This is a genomic window from Streptomyces sp. NPDC111656 (assembly GCF_055656965.1).
The window spans coordinates 87,909-105,795 of the sequence record NZ_JBVKCA010000024.1 but is presented as its reverse complement, the minus strand read 5'-3'; the positions used below and the strand labels follow the sequence as shown (position 1 = coordinate 105,795).

Here is a 17,887-nt window from a genome sequence, read left to right as displayed (position 1 = left end):
TCTGTGATCTTCACGTGATCTACGCTGCATCGACTTGTGACAAGTGTTCGGGTGCGGATACGTTCACTCGTCAACGCGACTCACACGTCGCGTAGTCACCTGCTGTCACGTGAAAGGCTTCCGCATGCTCTCCGGGAACGGCCGCCATCGTCGCCCCCGTCAGGCCCCGGCCCTCATCGTCGCGGCAGGGGTGACCGGATCCGCCATCGCGATCCCGTTGCTCGGTGCCACCAGCGCGAGCGCGGCCGACGGCACCACGTGGGACCGGGTCGCCGAGTGCGAGAGCGCCGGCCAGTGGAGTGCCGACAGCGGCAACGGGTATTACGGCGGGCTCCAGATCAGCCAGGCGGACTGGGAGAAGTACGGCGGCCTCGCCTACGCGTCGAGCGCCGACGAGGCCAGCCGCTCACAGCAGATAGCCATCGCCGAGAAGCTCCTCGACGACCAGGGCCTCACCGCCTGGCCGACCTGCGGACCGCTCTCCGGGCTGAGCAAGCACTCGGGCGACATCCTGGTCGACACGGGCGTGGCGAACGACTCGTCCAGTACATCGGATTCATCTGGTTCATCCGATTCATCCAGTTCGTCCGCGACTTCGACTCCGTCCGGCTCTTCCGGCTCGAAGTCCGATTCGTCTTCGTCCGGTTCGTCCTCGAAGGCGTCCGAGAACACGACGAAGGCCGACACCGGCGGCGACGCCCAGGGGGCGGACGGCTCCGACACGGAAACGGCGAAGAGTGACGACTCGGGCAACTCCGGCCAGGGCGACGACTCTTCCGGTACGTCCGAGAACGCGACGACCGGTGCGGGGCGCCACCGTGGCGGCACCGCGGACGAGAACACCACCGACAGTGCCGTGGACGGCCGTAGCGACGACTCCTCCGGGCGGCACGCCTCGCGCGGCGCCGGCGCCTCCCGCGACGCCGTCGACGGCTCCTACGTCGTGCGCGTCGGAGACAATCTCTGGACCATCGCGGACGCCCTTGACCTCAAAGGCGGATGGGCCGAGCTGTACGACGCGAACAAGAAGACGGTCGGCGTCGACCCGAACCTCATCCTCCCCGGTCAGAGCCTTGCAGTTGGTGCCGAATCGGGCGAAAAGTAGGGGCAGTTCGCGTCACGGTTCGCTGTGTAATGTCCGGTTTGGCGCGAGTGAGAGATGGATCTCAAAGGCCCTGATCGTCTTTGGAATTCAGCCGATCGACTGCTTACGGTCGTCACCGCTCGCCACAGCGGGCCCCGACGGTCGTCAACGCCGAATCCTGCCAACGGCCGTACGGGAACAGTCGACGCGTCAGCGCCGTAGGCAGGAGCGGGGGACCCAAGGTATGCGCCGCGCCCGGTAGTTGACCGGGAGCGGCTTGGGGTGAAGCCGAGCGCTCAGCGCGCACGGCCGGGCACTCACCCGCCCGAACCCGACAGCTCACCTCGCAGGCGTCGGTGAGGGGATCTCTCCATGCTGTTTTCCGGCAAGGGCAAGCACCGCCGTCCGTCCAAGGCCACTCGTGTCGCCACGCTCGCCGGTGTCACCGGTGTCGCCATCGCCGCTCCGCTGATGGCGGCCGGCAACGCCTCCGCCGCCACCGCCTCCCAGTGGGACGCCGTCGCCCAGTGCGAGTCCGGCGGGAACTGGTCCATCAACACCGGCAACGGCTACTACGGCGGTCTGCAGTTCTCGGCCTCCACCTGGGCCGCGTACGGCGGCACCGCGTACGCCGCGACCGCCAACCAGGCCTCCAAGTCCCAGCAGATCACCGTCGGCGAGAAGGTCCTCGCTGCGCAGGGCAAGGGCGCCTGGCCGACCTGTGGCACGGGCCTGTCGAGCGCTGCGTACACCGGCGGCGCGAGCGCCCCGTCGACCTCGTCCTCCTCGAACGGCTCCTCGTCGAACAGCTCGCCGAGCACCAGCAACACCACCCGCTCGACGGACACCGCGGCCTCCCGTTCGGCGTCGCGCCCGGCCGCCGAGAAGACCGTCTCCACCCCGACCGGCAAGAAGGTCAAGAAGGGCGACGGCGAGTACAAGGTCGTCAAGGGTGACAGCCTCAGCTCGATCGCCGAGAAGAAGAAGGTCAAGGGCGGCTGGCAGCAGCTGTTCAAGCTGAACAAGGACATCGTCGACGATGCCGACTTCATCTACCCGGGTCAGCGGCTGCACCTCAGCTGATGATCGGCAGCTTCACCTCAGCTGAATGACAGCTCCCGCATAAAAGGGGTCTCCACACTGGAGACCCCGGTGAGGGCCACCCCCGTCCCCACGGGCCCCCCGCTCCGGTGCGTGTTCCCCCGTACGCGCCGGAGCGGGGTTTTTCGTGTCCAGCACTTCGCACCGAGCATTTCGTACCCGGATTTCCGTACCCGTTTTTGTTCCGTTCTGGAACAATGTGTACGTTCAGTTCTGCCCAAGGGGTGGGCGACCGGCTGGCCGATCCCCCCGGGGCGGTTAGGCTCATGTCGCGAAGCCATCACAGGCTCCGCGTACCCGCGTCACATCCCAGAAGGAGATGCTCGTGCCGTCCATCGACGTCGTCGTAGCCCGGGAAATCCTGGACTCCCGAGGCAACCCCACGGTCGAGGTCGAGGTCGGCCTCGACGACGGCAGCACGGGTCGTGCCGCCGTTCCGTCCGGCGCGTCCACCGGCGCCTTCGAGGCCATCGAGCTCCGTGACGGTGACCCCAACCGTTACGGCGGCAAGGGTGTCGAGAAGGCCGTCCTTGCCGTCATCGAGCAGATCGGCCCGGAGCTCGTCGGTTACGACGCCACCGAGCAGCGCCTGATCGACCAGGCGATGTTCGACCTGGACGCCACCGACAACAAGGGCTCGCTCGGCGCCAACGCCATCCTCGGCGTCTCGCTCGCCGTCGCGCACGCCGCCTCCGAGGCGTCCGACCTCCCCCTCTTCCGCTACCTGGGCGGACCGAACGCGCACCTGCTGCCCGTTCCGATGATGAACATCCTGAACGGCGGCTCGCACGCCGACTCCAACGTGGACATCCAGGAGTTCATGATCGCTCCGATCGGCGCGGAGTCCTTCTCCGAGGCCCTGCGCTGGGGCGCCGAGGTCTACCACACCCTCAAGAAGGTGCTGAAGACCAAGGGCCTGTCCACCGGCCTGGGCGACGAGGGCGGCTTCGCCCCGAACCTGGAGTCGAACCGCGCCGCGCTCGACCTCATCCTCGAGGCCATCAAGCAGGCCGGCTACATCCCCGGCGAGCAGATCGCGCTCGCGCTCGACGTCGCCGCGTCCGAGTTCTACAAGGACGGCAAGTACGAGTTCGAGGGCAAGTCCCGCTCGGCCGCCGAGATGACCGAGTACTACGAGGAGCTCGTCTCCGCGTACCCGCTGGTCTCCATCGAGGACCCGCTGTACGAGGACGACTGGGCCGGCTGGAACGTCATCACCGAGAAGCTGGGCGACAAGGTCCAGATCGTCGGCGACGACCTCTTCGTCACCAACCCGGAGCGCCTGGCCCGTGGCATCGAGGAGGGCTCCGCGAACGCCCTGCTCGTCAAGGTCAACCAGATCGGCTCGCTGACCGAGACCCTGGACGCCGTCGAGATGGCCCAGCGCAACGGCTTCAAGTGCATGATGTCGCACCGCTCCGGCGAGACCGAGGACGTCACCATCGCCGACCTCGCCGTCGCGGTGAACTGCGGCCAGATCAAGACCGGCGCCCCGGCCCGCTCGGACCGCGTCGCCAAGTACAACCAGCTGCTGCGCATCGAGGAGATCCTCGACGACGCCGCGGTGTACGCCGGCCGCAGCGCGTTCCCCCGCTTCAAGGGCTGACACCCGCGGAGGGTCAAGCCTTAGCCAGTCGTACGTACGTCCCCGTACCCGGTCCCGTACCGTGTCCGGGGACGTACGCGCGTGTGAACGGGAGGCGGGACATGGCCGTGAAGGACCGGGACCGGTTCTCCACCGCGACCAGGCTGAAGCTGCTCGGCGAGCAGACGGCGGCCCGGGTCTACCGCTCGCAGACCAAGCGCCAGGCCCGCCGCTCACGCCTGACCGGCCGCGCCGCGCTGCTGGCTCTCGTACTCTGTTCTCTGATCGTGGCCCTCGCGTACCCGATAAGGCAGTACGTGTCCCAGCGCGCCGAGATCGCCGATCTGGAGCGACAGCAGGAGCAGGCCCGCGCCCGGGTCGAACAGCTGCGTGACCTCAAGGCGCGTTGGCAGGACGACGCGTACGCGAAGCAGCAGATCCGGGAACGGCTGCACTATGTGATGCCGGGCGAGACCGGATACGTCGTGATCGACCCGGACGCGGCGAAGCAGTCGCGTACGGATCTGGGGGTGGCAGCCCGCCCCTGGTACGCCAACGTCTGGGACGGCGTCGACAAGTCGGACCAGTCCGACCGGTGACCTGACGACCGGTGACCTGACGACCGGTGAATTGAAGAAGAAAGAGACTTGAGCACAGGCATGGAAACGCCCCCGCCGCCCACCCCGCGCACCGAGCCGACCGACGCGGACGTCGAGGCCTTCAAGCAACAGCTCGGCCGGCCGCCGCGCGGCCTGCGGGCGATCGCGCACCGCTGTCCCTGCGGTCAGCCGGACGTGGTGGAGACGGCGCCCCGGCTGCCGGACGGTACGCCGTTCCCGACGACGTACTACCTCACGTGTCCGCGCGCGGCCTCCGCGATCGGCACGCTGGAGGCCAACGGTGTCATGAAGGAGATGACGGACCGGCTGGCGACCGATCCCGAGCTGGCCGCCGCGTACCGGACCGCCCACGAGGACTACATCGCGCGGCGCGACGCCATCGAGGTGTTGGCGGGCTTTCCGAGCGCCGGTGGGATGCCGGACCGGGTGAAGTGTCTGCATGTGCTGGTGGCGCACTCGCTGGCCGCGGGGCCGGGGGTGAATCCGCTGGGCGACGAGGCGATTGCGATGCTGCCGGAGTGGTGGCGCAAGGGTGCGTGCGTGGTGGCGGCGGAGCCGCCGTCCGAGGGGGAGTGAAGGGGCTGCGTCCCCTCCTCCCGGTGCGTGTGCCGTCTGCGGGGCGGTGGGGGTTGAGCGCGCCGTTCCCCGCGCCCCTCAGGGCGGGGCTTCGCCCCGAGACCCCGCCTGCGCCGAGTGCCTTGGCCGCGGGTGGGTGGGGGTTGAGCGCGCAGTTCCCCGCGCCCCTGAAGGGCCGGGGCTTCGCCCCGGGTCCACGGCCCCGGTCGCGCGTCGTTGTAACGAATTCACGAGCAGGAGACAACAACCGATGACCAGGGTCGCCGCCATCGACTGCGGTACGAATTCGATCCGCCTCCTCGTCGCCGACGCGAACCCGGTGACGGGGGAACTCGTCGATCTGGACCGCCGGATGACGATCGTCCGGCTCGGCCAGGGCGTCGACCGCACCGGACGCCTCGCCCCCGAGGCCCTGGAGCGCACCTTCGCGGCCTGCCGCGAGTACGCGGCGATCATCAAGCGGCACGGCGCGGAGCGACTGCGCTTCGTGGCGACCTCCGCCTCCCGCGACGCGGAGAACCGGGACGAGTTCGTACGCGGCGTGCTGGACATCCTGGGCGTCGAGCCCGAGGTCATCACCGGCGACGAGGAGGCCGAGTTCTCCTTCACCGGCGCGACCAAGGAACTGACGGGCCGCGACGACCTCGCCAGGCCCTACCTGGTCGTGGACATCGGCGGCGGGTCCACCGAACTGGTCGTCGGTGACGACCACGTGCGCGCCGCCCGCTCCGTGGACATCGGCTGCGTACGGATGACCGAGCGGCACCTCGTGCACGACGGGATCGTCAGCGACCCGCCGACCCCCGCCGAGATCGAGGCCATCCGCGCCGACATCGAGGCGGCCCTCGACCTCGCCGAGCGGACGGTCCCGTTGCGTGAGGCCCACACGCTCGTCGGCCTCGCGGGTTCGGTCACCACGGTCGCGGCCGTCGCGCTGGACCTCCCCGCCTACGATTCGGCCGCCATCCACCACTCCCGGATCCCGTACGAGAAGGTCCGCGAGATCACCGAGCGGCTGCTGGTCTCCACCCACGCCGAGCGCGCCGCGATCCCTTCCATGCACCCGGGACGCGTCGACGTCATCGCCGCCGGCGCCCTCGTCCTGCTCGCGATCATGGAGCGGATCGGTGCGACGGAGGTCGTGGTGAGCGAGCACGACATCCTGGACGGGATCGCGTGGTCCATCGCGTGAGGGGCTGACCGGACCGGGCCGAGGGGTGCCGTTTCCGAGTGTGGCTCTTGAGATGAGGGAGCCTTTGCTACCTGCCGGTAGCCTCCCTTGAGCAGGTCGGATAACGTATGAGCGCGCCCAGGGGGCCATTCGGGCCTTCTCGGCGACACGCCGCCGGAAAACTTCGTGAAGTTCTTCACAAGGAATTCGGGCCAGTGGGGGGACGATGAGCCCCCTTGAGTGCTCTTAGGGGGCTCACCAGGCTCGGGAGGGTGCTCAACGGAGTGTTCCGGGAGTGTTTCCGGTGGGTGAAGTGGAGGGGTGGTTCGACCGGTTCGGACACCCGGAGCGGCAGCTCACGCGGTGTTGACAACGGTCACCACTACACGGTGGTTCCCCCTCGCCGCCATGACCTGGGTCACGTGAGCGGCGCAGTGTAGCAGAGGCCCCACCCAAGCTTGTGAAGGGGCGCACGAGCGACCCTCCAGGGGCGGGTGGATACTCGATGGCATGAGCACCACGGAGCGTCCCAGGATCCTCGTAGTAGGCGGTGGGTACGTAGGCCTGTACGCAGCTCGGCGCATTCTCAAGAAGATGCGCTACGGCGAGGCGACCGTCACGGTCGTCGACCCCCGGTCGTACATGACCTACCAGCCCTTCCTCCCCGAAGCCGCCGCCGGCAGCATCTCCCCTCGGCATGTCGTCGTCCCGTTGCGACGCGTCCTGCCCAAGGCGGAGGTCCTCACCGGCCGGGTCACCACCATCGACCAGGACCGCAAGGTCGCCACGATCGCCCCCCTCGTGGGCGAGGCGTACGAGCTGCCTTTCGACTACCTCGTCATCGCGATGGGCGCGGTCTCCCGCACCTTCCCGATCCCCGGCCTCGCCGAACAGGGCATCGGTATGAAGGGCATCGAGGAGTCCATCGGCCTGCGCAACCACGTCCTCGAGCAGCTCGACAAGGCTGACTCGACCACGGACGAGGACATCCGCCGCAAGGCGCTCACCTTCGTCTTCGTGGGTGGTGGCTTCGCGGGTGCGGAGACCATCGGCGAGGTCGAGGACATGGCCCGCGACGCGTCGAAGTACTACACCAACGTGTCCCGCGAGGACATGCGCTTCATCCTCGTCGACGCCGCGGACAAGATCCTTCCCGAGGTCGGCCCCAAGCTCGGCCAGTACGGCAAGGAGCACCTGGAGAGCCGTGGCGTGGAGATCTACCTCTCCACCTCCATGGACTCCTGCGTCGACGGCCACGTCGTGCTGAAGAACGGCCTCGAGGTCGACTCCAACACCATCGTGTGGACGGCCGGCGTCAAGCCGAACCCCGTCCTCTCCCGCTTCGGTCTGCCGCTCGGCCCGCGTGGTCACGTGGACACCCAGACCACCCTCCAGGTGCAGGGCACGGACTACATCTGGGCCGCCGGCGACAACGCCCAGGTGCCGGACGTCGCCGCGCGCAAGGCCGGGGTCGAGAACGCTTGGTGCCCGCCGAACGCGCAGCACGCGCTCCGTCAGGCCAAGGTGCTCGGCGACAACGTGGTCTCCGGTATGCGGGGCTTCCCGCAGAAGGAGTACTCGCACGCCAACAAGGGCGCTGTCGCGGGTCTCGGCCTGCACAAGGGCGTCGCCATGATCGTCATGGGCAAGATGAAGATCAAGGTCAAGGGTCGCCTGGCCTGGTACATGCACCGTGGCTACCACGGGCTGGCGATGCCGACGTGGAACCGTAAGATCCGCGTCTTCGCCGACTGGACGCTCGCGATGTTCCTCAAGCGTGAGGTCGTCTCGCTCGGTGCGATCGAGACGCCTCGTGAGGAGTTCTACGAGGCTGCGAAGCCGGCTCCGGCTGCCGCCGCGGCTCCGGCCGTCGCCAAGACCGAGGAGAAGGCCAAGGCCTCCTGACCTCCGGTCACCTGTTCGTCCCTGAGGGACCTTCCGCCATCCGTGGTGCGGGAGGTCCCTTCGGCATTGTTCGGCCGCGGGCCGGTGGGGGCTGGTCGCGCCCACGCGGCGGAGGCGCACAATGTCACGGCCCGCGCCCCTGAAAGCCTCGGGGCGCCCGGCTTTCCGGGGCGCGCGCCCCTCTCACCCCCTCGAAAGAGCATGGCGGGTACAAGTATTTTGCTCAGCTGTAACGCGGAAGGGGGACTGCGCGCGAGGCCGGTTGGTGTTTACGTGGTGTTGGAGCGTTCGGGAGTTTTGTCTCGGAGGTGTACGCCATGCAGGACGCCGCGCTGCGGCTGAAGAGCCTTGTCGAACAGTTGGTGGGGGCCCCGCTCCCGATGCGCATCCGCGCCTGGGACGGCTCGGAAGCCGGCCCTCCCGGCGCCCCCGCCGTTGTCGTGCGCAACCGGCGCGCCCTGCGCCGGCTGCTGTGGAAACCGGGTGAGGTGGGGCTCGCCCGGGCCTGGGTCGCCGGGGACCTGGGGGTGGAGGGCGACCTCTACACCGCGCTCGACCTGCTGTCGGGGCTCGTCTGGGACCGGGGCGAGGACGCGCGGGGCCTCGCGGAGGCCCTGCGCGATCCGGAGGTACGGGCCGCCGTCCGCGGACTGGTGAAGATGGGCGGCCTCCCGTTGCCGCCCAGCCCGCCCCAGGAAGAGATGCGCAGGCGCCGCCGCCGCCTCCACACCAAGCGCAGCGACCAGCGCGCCATCAGCCACCACTACGACGTGGGCAACGACTTCTACGAGATCGTCCTCGGGCCCTCGATGGTCTACTCGTGCGCCTACTGGGAGGACGGCGGCACCCTCGAGGACGCCCAGCGCGACAAGCTGGAACTCATCGCGCAGAAACTCGATCTGAGACCGGGTCAGCGGCTCCTCGACGTCGGCTGCGGCTGGGGCTCGATGGCGATCCACGCCGCCCGCGAGCACGGCGTGAGCGTCGTCGGGGTCACGCTCTCGCACGAGCAGGCCGCGTACGCCCGTAAACGGGTCGCGGACGAGGGACTGACCGACCGGGTGGAGATCCGGGTGCAGGACTACCGGGACGTCGCCGACGGGCCGTACGACGCGATCTCCTCCATCGGCATGGCCGAACACGTGGGCGCCGAGCGCTATCTGGAGTACGCCGAGGTGCTGTACCGCCTCCTCAAGCCGGGCGGGCGGTTGCTCAACCACCAGATCGCACGGCCGCCCCGGCGGGACGAATCGGCGTACGACGTCGACGAGTTCATCGACGCCTACGTCTTCCCGGACGGCGAGCTCGCGCCCATCGGCACGACCGTCACCCAGCTGGAACGCGCCGGGTTCGAGGTCCGCGACGTCGAGTCGATCCGCGAGCACTACGCCCTCACGCTCCGCCGCTGGGTCACCAACCTGGAGGCGCAGTGGACGCGGGCCGTGGCGCTCACCGGTCCGGGCCGCGCCCGTGTCTGGCGTCTGTACATGGCGGCCTCCGCGGTCGCCTTCGAGCGCAACCGCATCGGCGTCAACCAGGTACTGGCGATCAGGACCCCCGAGCCCTCCGGTGCCTCCGGAATGCCCCTGCGGGCCAGAACCTGGAACCCGACCCAGTGACAGTGGCCCGCCGACGACCGGGGCCCCGTTCCGATCCGGAACGGGGCCCCGACGTTCGTAACCGGTTCTCCGCTACTCCGACTTGATCGCCGACAGCATGTTCAGGCGGGACGCCCGGCGGGCCGGCCACAGCGCGGCCAGCACGCCGACCGTCCCCGCGAGGAGCAGGAAGAGAGCCATCCGGTCCCAGGGCAGGACCAGTTCGTACGTCGACATCTTGCTGCCGACGAGCTCGCCGGCCGCCCAGCCGAAGAACACGCCCAGGCCGATGCCGAGCACGCCGCCGAAGAGCGAGATGACCAGGGACTCCAGGCGGACCATCCGCTTGATGCCCTTGCGGTCGAGGCCGATCGCGCGGAGCATCCCGATCTCCTGGGAGCGCTCGAAGACCGACATGGCCAGGGTGTTGATGACACCGAGGACGGCGACGATGACCGCCATGGCGAGCAGGCCGTAGAGCATGTTCAGGAGCAGGGTGAACATCTGCGCGATGCCGTTGGAGATGTCCTTCTTGTCCTGGACCTGGACGGCCGGGTTGTTGCCGAGGGCCTTCTCCAGCTTGTTCTTGGTCGCGTCGGACGTGCCGCCGGCCGTCTTCAGCATGACCTGCATGTCGGCGACGTCCGTCAGGTGCGGGGCGAGCGTCGCGTTGTCGACCATGATGCCGTTGATCATCAGGTTGCCGTGGTAGATCCCGGCGACGGTGAGGCGCTGCTTCTTGCCGTCCTCGTAGGAGACCGTGAGGTCCGAACCGGCCTTCCAGCCGTGCGACTTGGCGGTGTCGTCGTCCACGACGACCTGCGTGCCGCCGACCTTGAAGGCGCCCTCGTCGAGCGTGAGGTCGGTGAGCTTGGAGATGGACTCGCCGTTCACGCCCGCCAGCAACTCGGACGTGCCGTCGATGCGCGAGGGGGAGGTGCGCAGGGGGCTGGTGTCGGTGACGCCGTCGAGGTCGGCGAGGGTCTTCGCGACGTTCGGGGAGAGGGGGACGCCGTTCGCCATCGACACGACGTAGTCCGCCTTGATCGCGGAGCTGGCCATCTTGTCGATCGACTTCTGCAGGCTGCCCGCCATCACCGTCATACCGGTGATCAGGGTGAGCCCGATCATCAGGGCGGAGGCGGTGGCGGCCGTACGGCGGGGGTTGCGCACCGAGTTCTGGCGGGCGAGCTTGCCGGAGACCCCGAAGACACGGAGCACCGGAGCCGCGGCCGCGATCAGGGGGCGCGAGAGCAGCGGGGTCAGCACGAAGACACCGATGATGAGGAGGACAGCCCCGAGGCCCATCGGGGCCTGTCCGTCCGAGCCGCTCATGGTCGTCGCGTACAGGACGACGGCCACGCCGGCCGCGGCGAACAGGGCGCCGATCGTGTTCCGTACGACCAGGGACTTCGTCGTCGCCTGCGCGTGCACGCTGCTCATCGCGGCGACCGGCGGGATCTTCGCGGCGCGACGGCCGGGCAGCCAGGCGGCCAGCATGGTGATGAGGATGCCGACGAGCAGGGCCGTGGCGATCGTGCCGGGCGAGATCACCAGCGGGCCGTCCGGGACGGTGGCGCCGAGTGAGCCCATCAGCGAGCGCATGCCCGCGCCGATGCCGATGCCCGCGAGCAGACCCGCCACCGCGGCGACCGCGCCGACGACGAAGGCCTCGACGAGCACGGAGCGGGTGACCTGGCGGCGGGAGGCGCCGACGGCGCGCAGCAGGGCGAGTTCCTTGGTGCGCTGGGCGACCAGCATGGTGAAGGTGTTGGCGATGATGAACGTACCTACGAACAGCGCGATGCCCGCGAAGACCAGCAGGCCCGTCTTCATGCCGCTCATCGCGGAGGCGATCGCGCTCGCCTGGTCGTCGGCGAGCTGCTTGCCGGTGGTGGTGGAGGCGACGCCCTTCGGGATGACCTGGTCGAGGGCGGCGCGCAGGGCGGTCTGGCTGGTGCCGGACGCGGCCTTCACGTCGATCTCGTCGTACTCGCCGACGCGGTGGAAGAGCTGCTGCGCGGTCGCCGTGTCGAAGAGGGCGAGGCTGCCGCCGGCCGCGACGTTGCCGTCGTCGGTGGTGAAGACGCCGGCGACGGTGGGCTTGAGGACGGGGCCGTCGACGGACAGCCGTACGGTGTCGCCGACCTTGTAGCCCGCGCGCCTCGCGGTCTCCGAGTCGATCGCGACCTCGTTCTCGCCCTTGGGCGCGTGGCCGCTGGTCAGCGGGTAGCGGGCGTCCTTGGTGCCCCAGTAGTTGCCGCCCTGAGACTGGAAGCCGCTGCCGACGAGTTTGCCGTCCTTGTCGGCTATCGCGGTGAAGCCGGTCACGACGCCCATGGTGGTGCCGGCGCCGGGGGCCTTGGAGGCCTTCTCGAGCAGCGCCTGCGTGAGCTTCTGCTCCTTGCCGACCTTGTCGCCCTTGTCGTCCTGGGCCTTGGGCTGGATGGCGACGTCGACCTGGTCGAAGCCCTTGGCGGAGCTCTTCTGGTAGGCGTCGGAGATGGTGTTGGTGAAGACCAGGGTGCCCGATACGAACGCCACGCCGAGCATTACGGCGAGCACGGTCATCAGGAGCCTGGCCTTGTGCGCGAGCACGTTGCGCAAGGCGGTTCGGAACATGGGGTTTCTCAGTCCAGGAGGGTGAGGCGGTCGGCAGGCGGAGGGTGTGGCTGTGTCTGCGGTGAGTCCGTCGGCTGCGGGCGGGTGGGGGCTGGGCGCGCGGTTCCCCGCGCCCGTTGAGAGCGCAGGCGCGCAGCCTTCTCGGTCAGCTGGTGCGGCCCTTGGCGTCGAACTGCTTCATGCGGTCCAGGACGGAGTCCGCCGTCGGTCCGTACACCTCGTCCACGATCCGTCCGTCCGCGAGGAAGACCACCCGGTCCGCGTACGCCGCCGCCACCGGGTCGTGGGTCACCATCACCACGGTCTGCCCCAACTCCCGTACCGAGTTGCGCAGGAAGCCCAACACCTCCGCACCCGAGCGCGAGTCGAGGTTTCCGGTCGGCTCGTCGCCGAAGATGATGTCGGGCCGGGAGGCGAGCGCGCGGGCGACGGCGACGCGCTGCTGCTGGCCGCCGGAGAGCTGGGAGGGCCGGTGGCTGAGGCGGTCGGAGAGACCGATCATCGTGATGACCTTGTCCAGCCACTCGCGGTCGGGCTTGCGGCCCGCGATGTCCATCGGGAGGGTGATGTTCTCCAGGGCCGTCAGCGTCGGCAGCAGGTTGAACGCCTGGAAGATGAAGCCGATCTTGTCCCGGCGGAGCTTGGTGAGCTGCTTGTCCTTGAGGGAGCCGAGCTCGGTCTCACCGATGCGCACGGAGCCGGAGGAGAAGGTGTCGAGGCCCGCCACGCAGTGCATCAGCGTGGACTTGCCGGACCCCGAGGGGCCCATGATCGCGGTGAACTCGGCCTGCCGGAAGTCGACGGAGACCCGGTCGAGGGCGACCACCTGGGTCTCGCCCTGTCCGTAGACCTTCGACAGTTCCGTGGCGCGGGCGGCCACGGTGGTGGCCCGGTCGGCGAGGGGCGTGGTGGTCACGGGAGGGTGCTCCTGTCGGGACGACGGCGTTTCTGGGGACGTGTCCCATCCTCGCGGCCGTTCGGCGCCTTGGAGTCAGCCGCTGTTCCGGTTCCGGGGGCAGCCTCGGGTCGGACCGCGGACGGTCTTGTCATACCTGGGGATGAGGGCGCGCCCTGAGTGCGCCCTGAGTGCTTCCCGAGCGCCGTCCGGGTACGACTCCTGTGGAGTGCGTCCGTTCGGACGGTGAAATTCCGTCATTCCGTATACGCGGGTCTGTGCCGCCCGAAAGGCTACTGGCAAGTGCGGATGGCCCGTACCGGGGGCTGATGCACCCTCAGACGTCAATAAAATAAGACAACATCGGTTCGCGCGTCCGCTGTTCGAGGGATGCGTCCCGATAGGCTCGGAACCTCAATGCGGAGCCCATGGCCTGCCCGGATGGTGGAATGCAGACACGGCGAGCTTAAACCTCGCTGCCCCTCGCGGGCGTACCGGTTCAAGTCCGGTTCCGGGCACCTCCGACCCTTCTGTCCTTTTGCGTCCCTCGGGGGCGTCTTCGGTGACTTCATCGTGAACCGTTGACAGCAAGCGCGTGCCGTCGCAGACTTCCGTCAGGAATTGGTGAAGTAATTTTCACCAGACGAACAGACTCGTCGAGCGAACAAGCCGTCAGACGAACGAGCCGTCAGACGAACAAGCCGGACTGCGGGCTGAGCGGAACGCGAAGGGGCGTGCCGGATGCGTACCACCGTCGGAATCATCGGAGCCGGGCCGGCCGGCCTGCTGCTGGCGCGGTTGCTGCACAACGCGGGGATCGACTCCGTCGTGCTGGAGAGCCGTGACCGGGCGTACGTCGAGCGGCGCCAGCGCGCCGGGATCCTGGAGCAGGGGACGGTGGACGTGCTGCGGGCCGCCGGGGCCGGCGGGCGGATGGACCGGGAGGGGCTGCGGCACGACGGGATCGAGCTGCGGTTCGCGCGGGAGCGGCACCGGGTCGACTTCCCCGCCCTGACCGGCGGCAGGTCCGTGATGGTGTACGCCCAGACGGAGGTCTGCAAGGACCTCATCGCGCTCCAGATCGAGGAGGGCGGCCCGCTGCTCTTCGAGGCCGAGGCGCTGGCGGTGGAGGGGGTGGAGAGTGAGCGGCCGCGGGTCCGCTTCCGGCGCGGGGGGCAGGAGGGGCGCGAGGACGTGCTGGAGTGCGATTACGTCGTCGGCTGCGACGGGTTCTGGGGGGTGGCCCGGCGGGCGATACCTGCCGAGCACTCCCGCGTATTCGAACGGACGTACCCCTTCGGCTGGCTCGGGATCCTCGCCGACGTGTCGCCCTCCCACGACGAACTGGTCTACGCCCGCCACGACCGCGGCTTCGCCCTGCTCAGCATGCGCTCGCCCGCCGTCTCCCGGCTCTACCTCCAGGTGCCCGAGGGCACGGACGCCGGTTCGTGGGCGGACGAGGAGATCTGGGACGAGCTGGAGCGGCGCTTCGAGACCGCCGACGGGTGGAGTCTGGAGCGCGGGGCCATCACCTCCAAGTCCGTCACCCCGATGCGCAGTCACGTCCACGAGCCCATGCGGCACGGACGGCTCTTCCTCGCCGGGGACGCCGCCCACATCGTTCCGCCGACCGGCGCCAAGGGACTCAACCTCGCCGTCGGCGACGTGGTGACGTTCGCCCGCGCGTTGGTCCACCTGGAGGAGACCGGATCGGCGGAACGTCTCGACGCGTATTCCGAGACCTGTCTGCGCCGCGTCTGGCAGGCCGAGCGGTTCTCCTACGACATGACCACCCTGCTGCACCGCCCCCCGGACGCGACCCCCTTCGAGGACCGAGTCCAGCTGGCCCGGCTGCGCCGGATCGCCACCTCACGGGCGGCCGAGACGGACCTGGCGGAGGGTTACACCGGCTTTCCTCTGGGCTGAACGCCGCGGAGCCCCGAGACCCGGCCAAGCAGGGCGCAAGGGGCCTGTCACGGCTTGGTACCAGTGCGCGCGGGCCGGGAAACACACGCGTACCTTGGCAGCGTGAGGGAAAGATCCTCCCCAAGCAGTAGGGTCAATCCTTTGCCTACCTATTACCCTTGAGCCAAGGCCACGCACGGTGGCCATGGAGGAGTGAAATGAGGAGCAGCAACCCGGTCTTCTCGCGACGGGGGTTCAGCCGCGACAACGGCTACGCGGGATTCAACGCGGCGCCGCAGGCCGGGGGACCCGCTGTCGGCACGCAGGCCAACCCGTACGCCCAGGGCAACCCGTACGCGCAGAACCCTTACGCCCAGCAGGACCTGCAGCACGGCGCACCGCCGCAGGCTCCGGTCTCCACCGGCCGCATGACGATGGACGACGTCGTCATGCGCTCGGCCATGACGCTCGGCACCGTCACCGTGGGCGCGATCCTCGCCTGGGCGCTGCTCCCGGTGTCCAGCACCAGCTACGGGCTCGCCATCGGCGCCGCGCTCGTCGCGTTCGTCCTCGCGATGGTGCAGTCCTTCAAGCGCACGGCCTCGCCCGCGCTGATCCTCGGTTACGCCGCCTTCGAGGGCGTCTTCCTCGGGGTCATCAGCGAGATGTACAACAGTCGGTGGAGCGGCGCGCCCTTCCAGGCCGTGCTCGGCACCATGGCGGTATCCGGAGCGACCCTCCTCGTCTACAAGGCGGGCTGGGTCCGGGTGACCGCGCGGTACGCGCGCATCGGTATGACCATCGCGATCGCCTTCGTGGTCGTCACGGCGGTCAACCTGCTGCTCGTCGTCTTCGGCGTAGCCAACGACGGCGGACTGCGCAGCATGGGCCCGCTGGGCGCGATCGTCGGCATCCTGGCGATCCTGATCGGCGCGTTCTTCCTGACCCTCGACTTCAAGCAGATCGAGGACGGCATCGCGTACGGCGCTCCGAAGGAGGAGGCCTGGCTGGCCGCGTTCGGCCTGACCATGACCCTCGTGTGGATCTACGTCGAGATGCTGCGGCTGGTCGCCATCTTCAGCGGCGACGACTAGTCGACCCCACCGGCCGAACGGGCCGGTGACCGACCTGAAGGGCCCGCGAACCGACGGTTCGCGGGCCCTTTGCCATGGGGATGCCTGGTCCTGGTGGTGGTGCGCGCTCAGAGCAGTTTGCGCGCGGCCCTCCTCAAGTCGTACTCATGAATGATCGCCTTGGCGTGGCCGTACGCGAGGTTGTGCTCGGCGCGGAGCCAGCTGACCTTCTCCTCGAAGCGGAAGAGAGCGGGGCCTTCGTCGACGGTGCGCAGCCAGTCGGACACTTCACGACCGGTGCAGTGGGGGATGCGGGCGAGCAGATTGCGGTGGGTCTCCTGGGAGAACACTTGGGACATCGGCGCCTCCGGACGCAATGGGGTGTAAGCCGGTCCTTCACGCCACGGTGCCTGAGGGTTCGGTTGTTGGCAACAGTCCCGTCGCGGCGCGTAGTCTCGCGGCGTGCTTGATACGACGCCGCTGACCCGAGCCGTGGACCACTTCGCCGACCGGTTGCGGGCCGCACCGCAGAGCCGGCTGCAACGGGGGGCCGCCGCGGAGGCGCTGGGGCTGGCCAGGGAGTTGGCGCGGTGGGCGCAGCGTGTGGAGGACCCCGCGGCTGAGCCCTTGGAGATGCCGGACGCGGGGATGTTCGCCGTCGCCGATCAAATCACCGTCGCGGCAAACGATTTGGCGGTCGTTCTGAGGGGCGAGGGGGAGCTCGCGGAGGCGTTGATGTTGGTGGAGGAGGCGCAGAAGAGAGCCGGGGTGTGACGCCGGTGCAAGGAGTTGCTGCCGGGACTTACAGGGACGCTATGACCCTGTCCGCCAGGATGTAGATGCTCTCCTCGCCGCAGGCGAAGGTCAGGGCGTAGGCGCCGGAGACGCCGGAGCCGCCGAGGAGGACCGGGGATTCGCCGGCGCGCAGGGCCGCGGCCAGCCGTTCCGCGGTTTCGCGGTGGCCGGGGGTCATGCACAGGGTCGTACCGTCGGCGAAGACGTAGACGTCGAGGGTGCCGAGCGGGCCGGGGCGGACGTCCGCCAGCTCCGTGCGGGACTCGGCGAGCTCCTCCAGGCAGGACACCGTGCGCTCGTGGTCGTTCACGACGGGTGACTGGACCGGCACGAAGTCCGGGTGCGAGGGGTGACGGCGGCGGGCCGCGGCCAGTTCGGGCGAGTCACCCGCGTACTCGTCGGTGTCGAGGCCCGCCTCGGTGACCGGCTCCAGGGGTTCCAGGCTCAAGAAGTCCGACTCGCGGGGCATGAACAGTTCGCTGTCGGGCAGACCGAGCAGCGAGGGTGCGTCCGAGGCGTCACGCGCCTCCTGGGCGGCCCAGAACGCCCGTGCCTCGGCGAGCTCCCGCTCCCGCTCCTCGGCGAGCGCCTCGGCGACGGCAGCGCGTATCTCGTCCGTGTCCGCGGCCGAGCGTGCCGCCGGTACGAGGCCGTGTGCGACGGTCGTGGCGCGGCTCTCGGCCAGCTCGTAGTGCAGGGCCGCGATCTGCCGACGCAGACCCTGCAGGGTGCGCAGAACGGCGACGCCCACGGCCGCGGTCGCGGCGGTGGTGAGCAGCAGAGCAATTGGCATGGCGCTCACTGACGTACTCCCGGTTCAAAGTCGACCCCCCGACTTCCTACATCAGCTTGAAGGGCGGACCATCCCGCTGTCAGTGCGTAACGTCACGAATAGGACAGGACTTTGCCCCTGGGGTTTAGTCGCGCAGCGGCTCTGACCTGCGTAAATCGCTCTCC

Annotated in this window: 15 protein-coding genes, 1 tRNA gene and 1 riboswitch; of the genes, 12 read left to right on the top strand and 4 right to left on the bottom strand. The window is 69.1% G+C overall.

The features are described 5' to 3' along the window. Nucleotides 1–124 precede the first annotated feature (124 nt). The 8 genes from ACZ7M3_RS44155 to ACZ7M3_RS44120 all read left to right on the top strand — a co-directional run bounded on the left by ACZ7M3_RS44155 (nt 125) and on the right by ACZ7M3_RS44120 (nt 9,661). The gene (locus ACZ7M3_RS44155; protein ID WP_472071386.1) at nt 125–1,105 is read left to right on the top strand and encodes a LysM peptidoglycan-binding domain-containing protein; all 981 of its coding nucleotides are present in this window, start codon (nt 125–127) and stop codon (nt 1,103–1,105) included. A gap of 183 nt (nt 1,106–1,288) precedes the next feature. After that, nucleotides 1,289–1,452: riboswitch (cyclic di-AMP (ydaO/yuaA leader) on the top strand. Nucleotides 1,453–1,456: 4 nt separating this feature from the next. Further along, nucleotides 1,457–2,167 carry a transglycosylase family protein gene (locus ACZ7M3_RS44150; protein ID WP_452966234.1) on the top strand — a complete coding sequence of 237 codons (711 nt, stop codon included), beginning with the start codon at nt 1,457–1,459 and terminating at the stop codon, nt 2,165–2,167. Between the two features lie 337 nt (nt 2,168–2,504). Next, entirely contained in the window at nt 2,505–3,791 is a 1,287-nt protein-coding gene (eno, locus tag ACZ7M3_RS44145; protein ID WP_060897729.1) for a phosphopyruvate hydratase, read from the top strand. 101 nt (nt 3,792–3,892) lie between these two features. Then, nucleotides 3,893–4,369, top strand: a complete 477-nt coding sequence (locus ACZ7M3_RS44140; RefSeq protein ID WP_095854241.1) for an FtsB family cell division protein — start codon at nt 3,893–3,895, stop codon at nt 4,367–4,369. 60 nt (nt 4,370–4,429) lie between these two features. Further along, the gene (locus ACZ7M3_RS44135) at nt 4,430–4,966 is read left to right on the top strand and encodes a DUF501 domain-containing protein (protein ID WP_382034841.1); all 537 of its coding nucleotides are present in this window, start codon (nt 4,430–4,432) and stop codon (nt 4,964–4,966) included. 250 nt (nt 4,967–5,216) lie between these two features. After that, nucleotides 5,217–6,158: a Ppx/GppA phosphatase family protein gene (locus ACZ7M3_RS44130; RefSeq protein ID WP_472071383.1), complete on the top strand. Its 942-nt coding sequence runs from the start codon at nt 5,217–5,219 to the stop codon at nt 6,156–6,158. 489 nt (nt 6,159–6,647) lie between these two features. Beyond that, nucleotides 6,648–8,042: an NAD(P)/FAD-dependent oxidoreductase gene (locus ACZ7M3_RS44125; protein WP_472071381.1), complete on the top strand. Its 1,395-nt coding sequence runs from the start codon at nt 6,648–6,650 to the stop codon at nt 8,040–8,042. 317 nt (nt 8,043–8,359) lie between these two features. Beyond that, on the top strand, nt 8,360–9,661 hold the full coding sequence (locus ACZ7M3_RS44120) for a class I SAM-dependent methyltransferase (protein WP_472071379.1): 1,302 nt from the start codon (nt 8,360–8,362) through the stop codon (nt 9,659–9,661). A 72-nt stretch (nt 9,662–9,733) separates the two neighbouring features. Here the strand turns inward: ACZ7M3_RS44120 and ACZ7M3_RS44115 are convergent, their stop codons facing one another. After that, nucleotides 9,734–12,262 (bottom strand): ABC transporter permease, encoded by a 2,529-nt coding sequence (locus ACZ7M3_RS44115; RefSeq protein ID WP_472071377.1) that lies wholly within the window; start codon nt 12,260–12,262, stop codon nt 9,734–9,736. Between the two features lie 145 nt (nt 12,263–12,407). Then, complete coding sequence (locus ACZ7M3_RS44110; protein WP_352044385.1) at nt 12,408–13,178, bottom strand: ABC transporter ATP-binding protein; 771 nt, start codon at nt 13,176–13,178, stop codon at nt 12,408–12,410. A gap of 414 nt (nt 13,179–13,592) precedes the next feature. Between ACZ7M3_RS44110 and ACZ7M3_RS44105 the strand changes: the two genes are divergently transcribed. The 3 genes from ACZ7M3_RS44105 (at nt 13,593) to ACZ7M3_RS44095 (ending at nt 16,156) form a co-directional block, all read left to right on the top strand. Continuing rightward, a tRNA-Leu gene (locus tag ACZ7M3_RS44105) sits at nt 13,593–13,675 on the top strand. A 223-nt stretch (nt 13,676–13,898) separates the two neighbouring features. Beyond that, nucleotides 13,899–15,083 (top strand): 4-hydroxybenzoate 3-monooxygenase, encoded by a 1,185-nt coding sequence (locus ACZ7M3_RS44100; RefSeq protein WP_472071375.1) that lies wholly within the window; start codon nt 13,899–13,901, stop codon nt 15,081–15,083. 197 nt (nt 15,084–15,280) lie between these two features. Beyond that, entirely contained in the window at nt 15,281–16,156 is an 876-nt protein-coding gene (locus ACZ7M3_RS44095) for a Bax inhibitor-1/YccA family protein (protein WP_095854246.1), read from the top strand. 107 nt (nt 16,157–16,263) lie between these two features. Here the strand turns inward: ACZ7M3_RS44095 and ACZ7M3_RS44090 are convergent, their stop codons facing one another. Continuing rightward, complete coding sequence (locus tag ACZ7M3_RS44090) at nt 16,264–16,494, bottom strand: DUF4287 domain-containing protein (RefSeq protein WP_054237274.1); 231 nt, start codon at nt 16,492–16,494, stop codon at nt 16,264–16,266. A gap of 103 nt (nt 16,495–16,597) precedes the next feature. Between ACZ7M3_RS44090 and ACZ7M3_RS44085 the strand changes: the two genes are divergently transcribed. Beyond that, nucleotides 16,598–16,909 carry a hypothetical protein gene (locus tag ACZ7M3_RS44085; protein ID WP_472071372.1) on the top strand — a complete coding sequence of 104 codons (312 nt, stop codon included), beginning with the start codon at nt 16,598–16,600 and terminating at the stop codon, nt 16,907–16,909. 28 nt (nt 16,910–16,937) lie between these two features. Here the strand turns inward: ACZ7M3_RS44085 and ACZ7M3_RS44080 are convergent, their stop codons facing one another. Next, nucleotides 16,938–17,723 (bottom strand): hypothetical protein, encoded by a 786-nt coding sequence (locus ACZ7M3_RS44080; RefSeq protein ID WP_452966300.1) that lies wholly within the window; start codon nt 17,721–17,723, stop codon nt 16,938–16,940. Between the last annotated feature and the right edge of the window lie 164 nt (nt 17,724–17,887).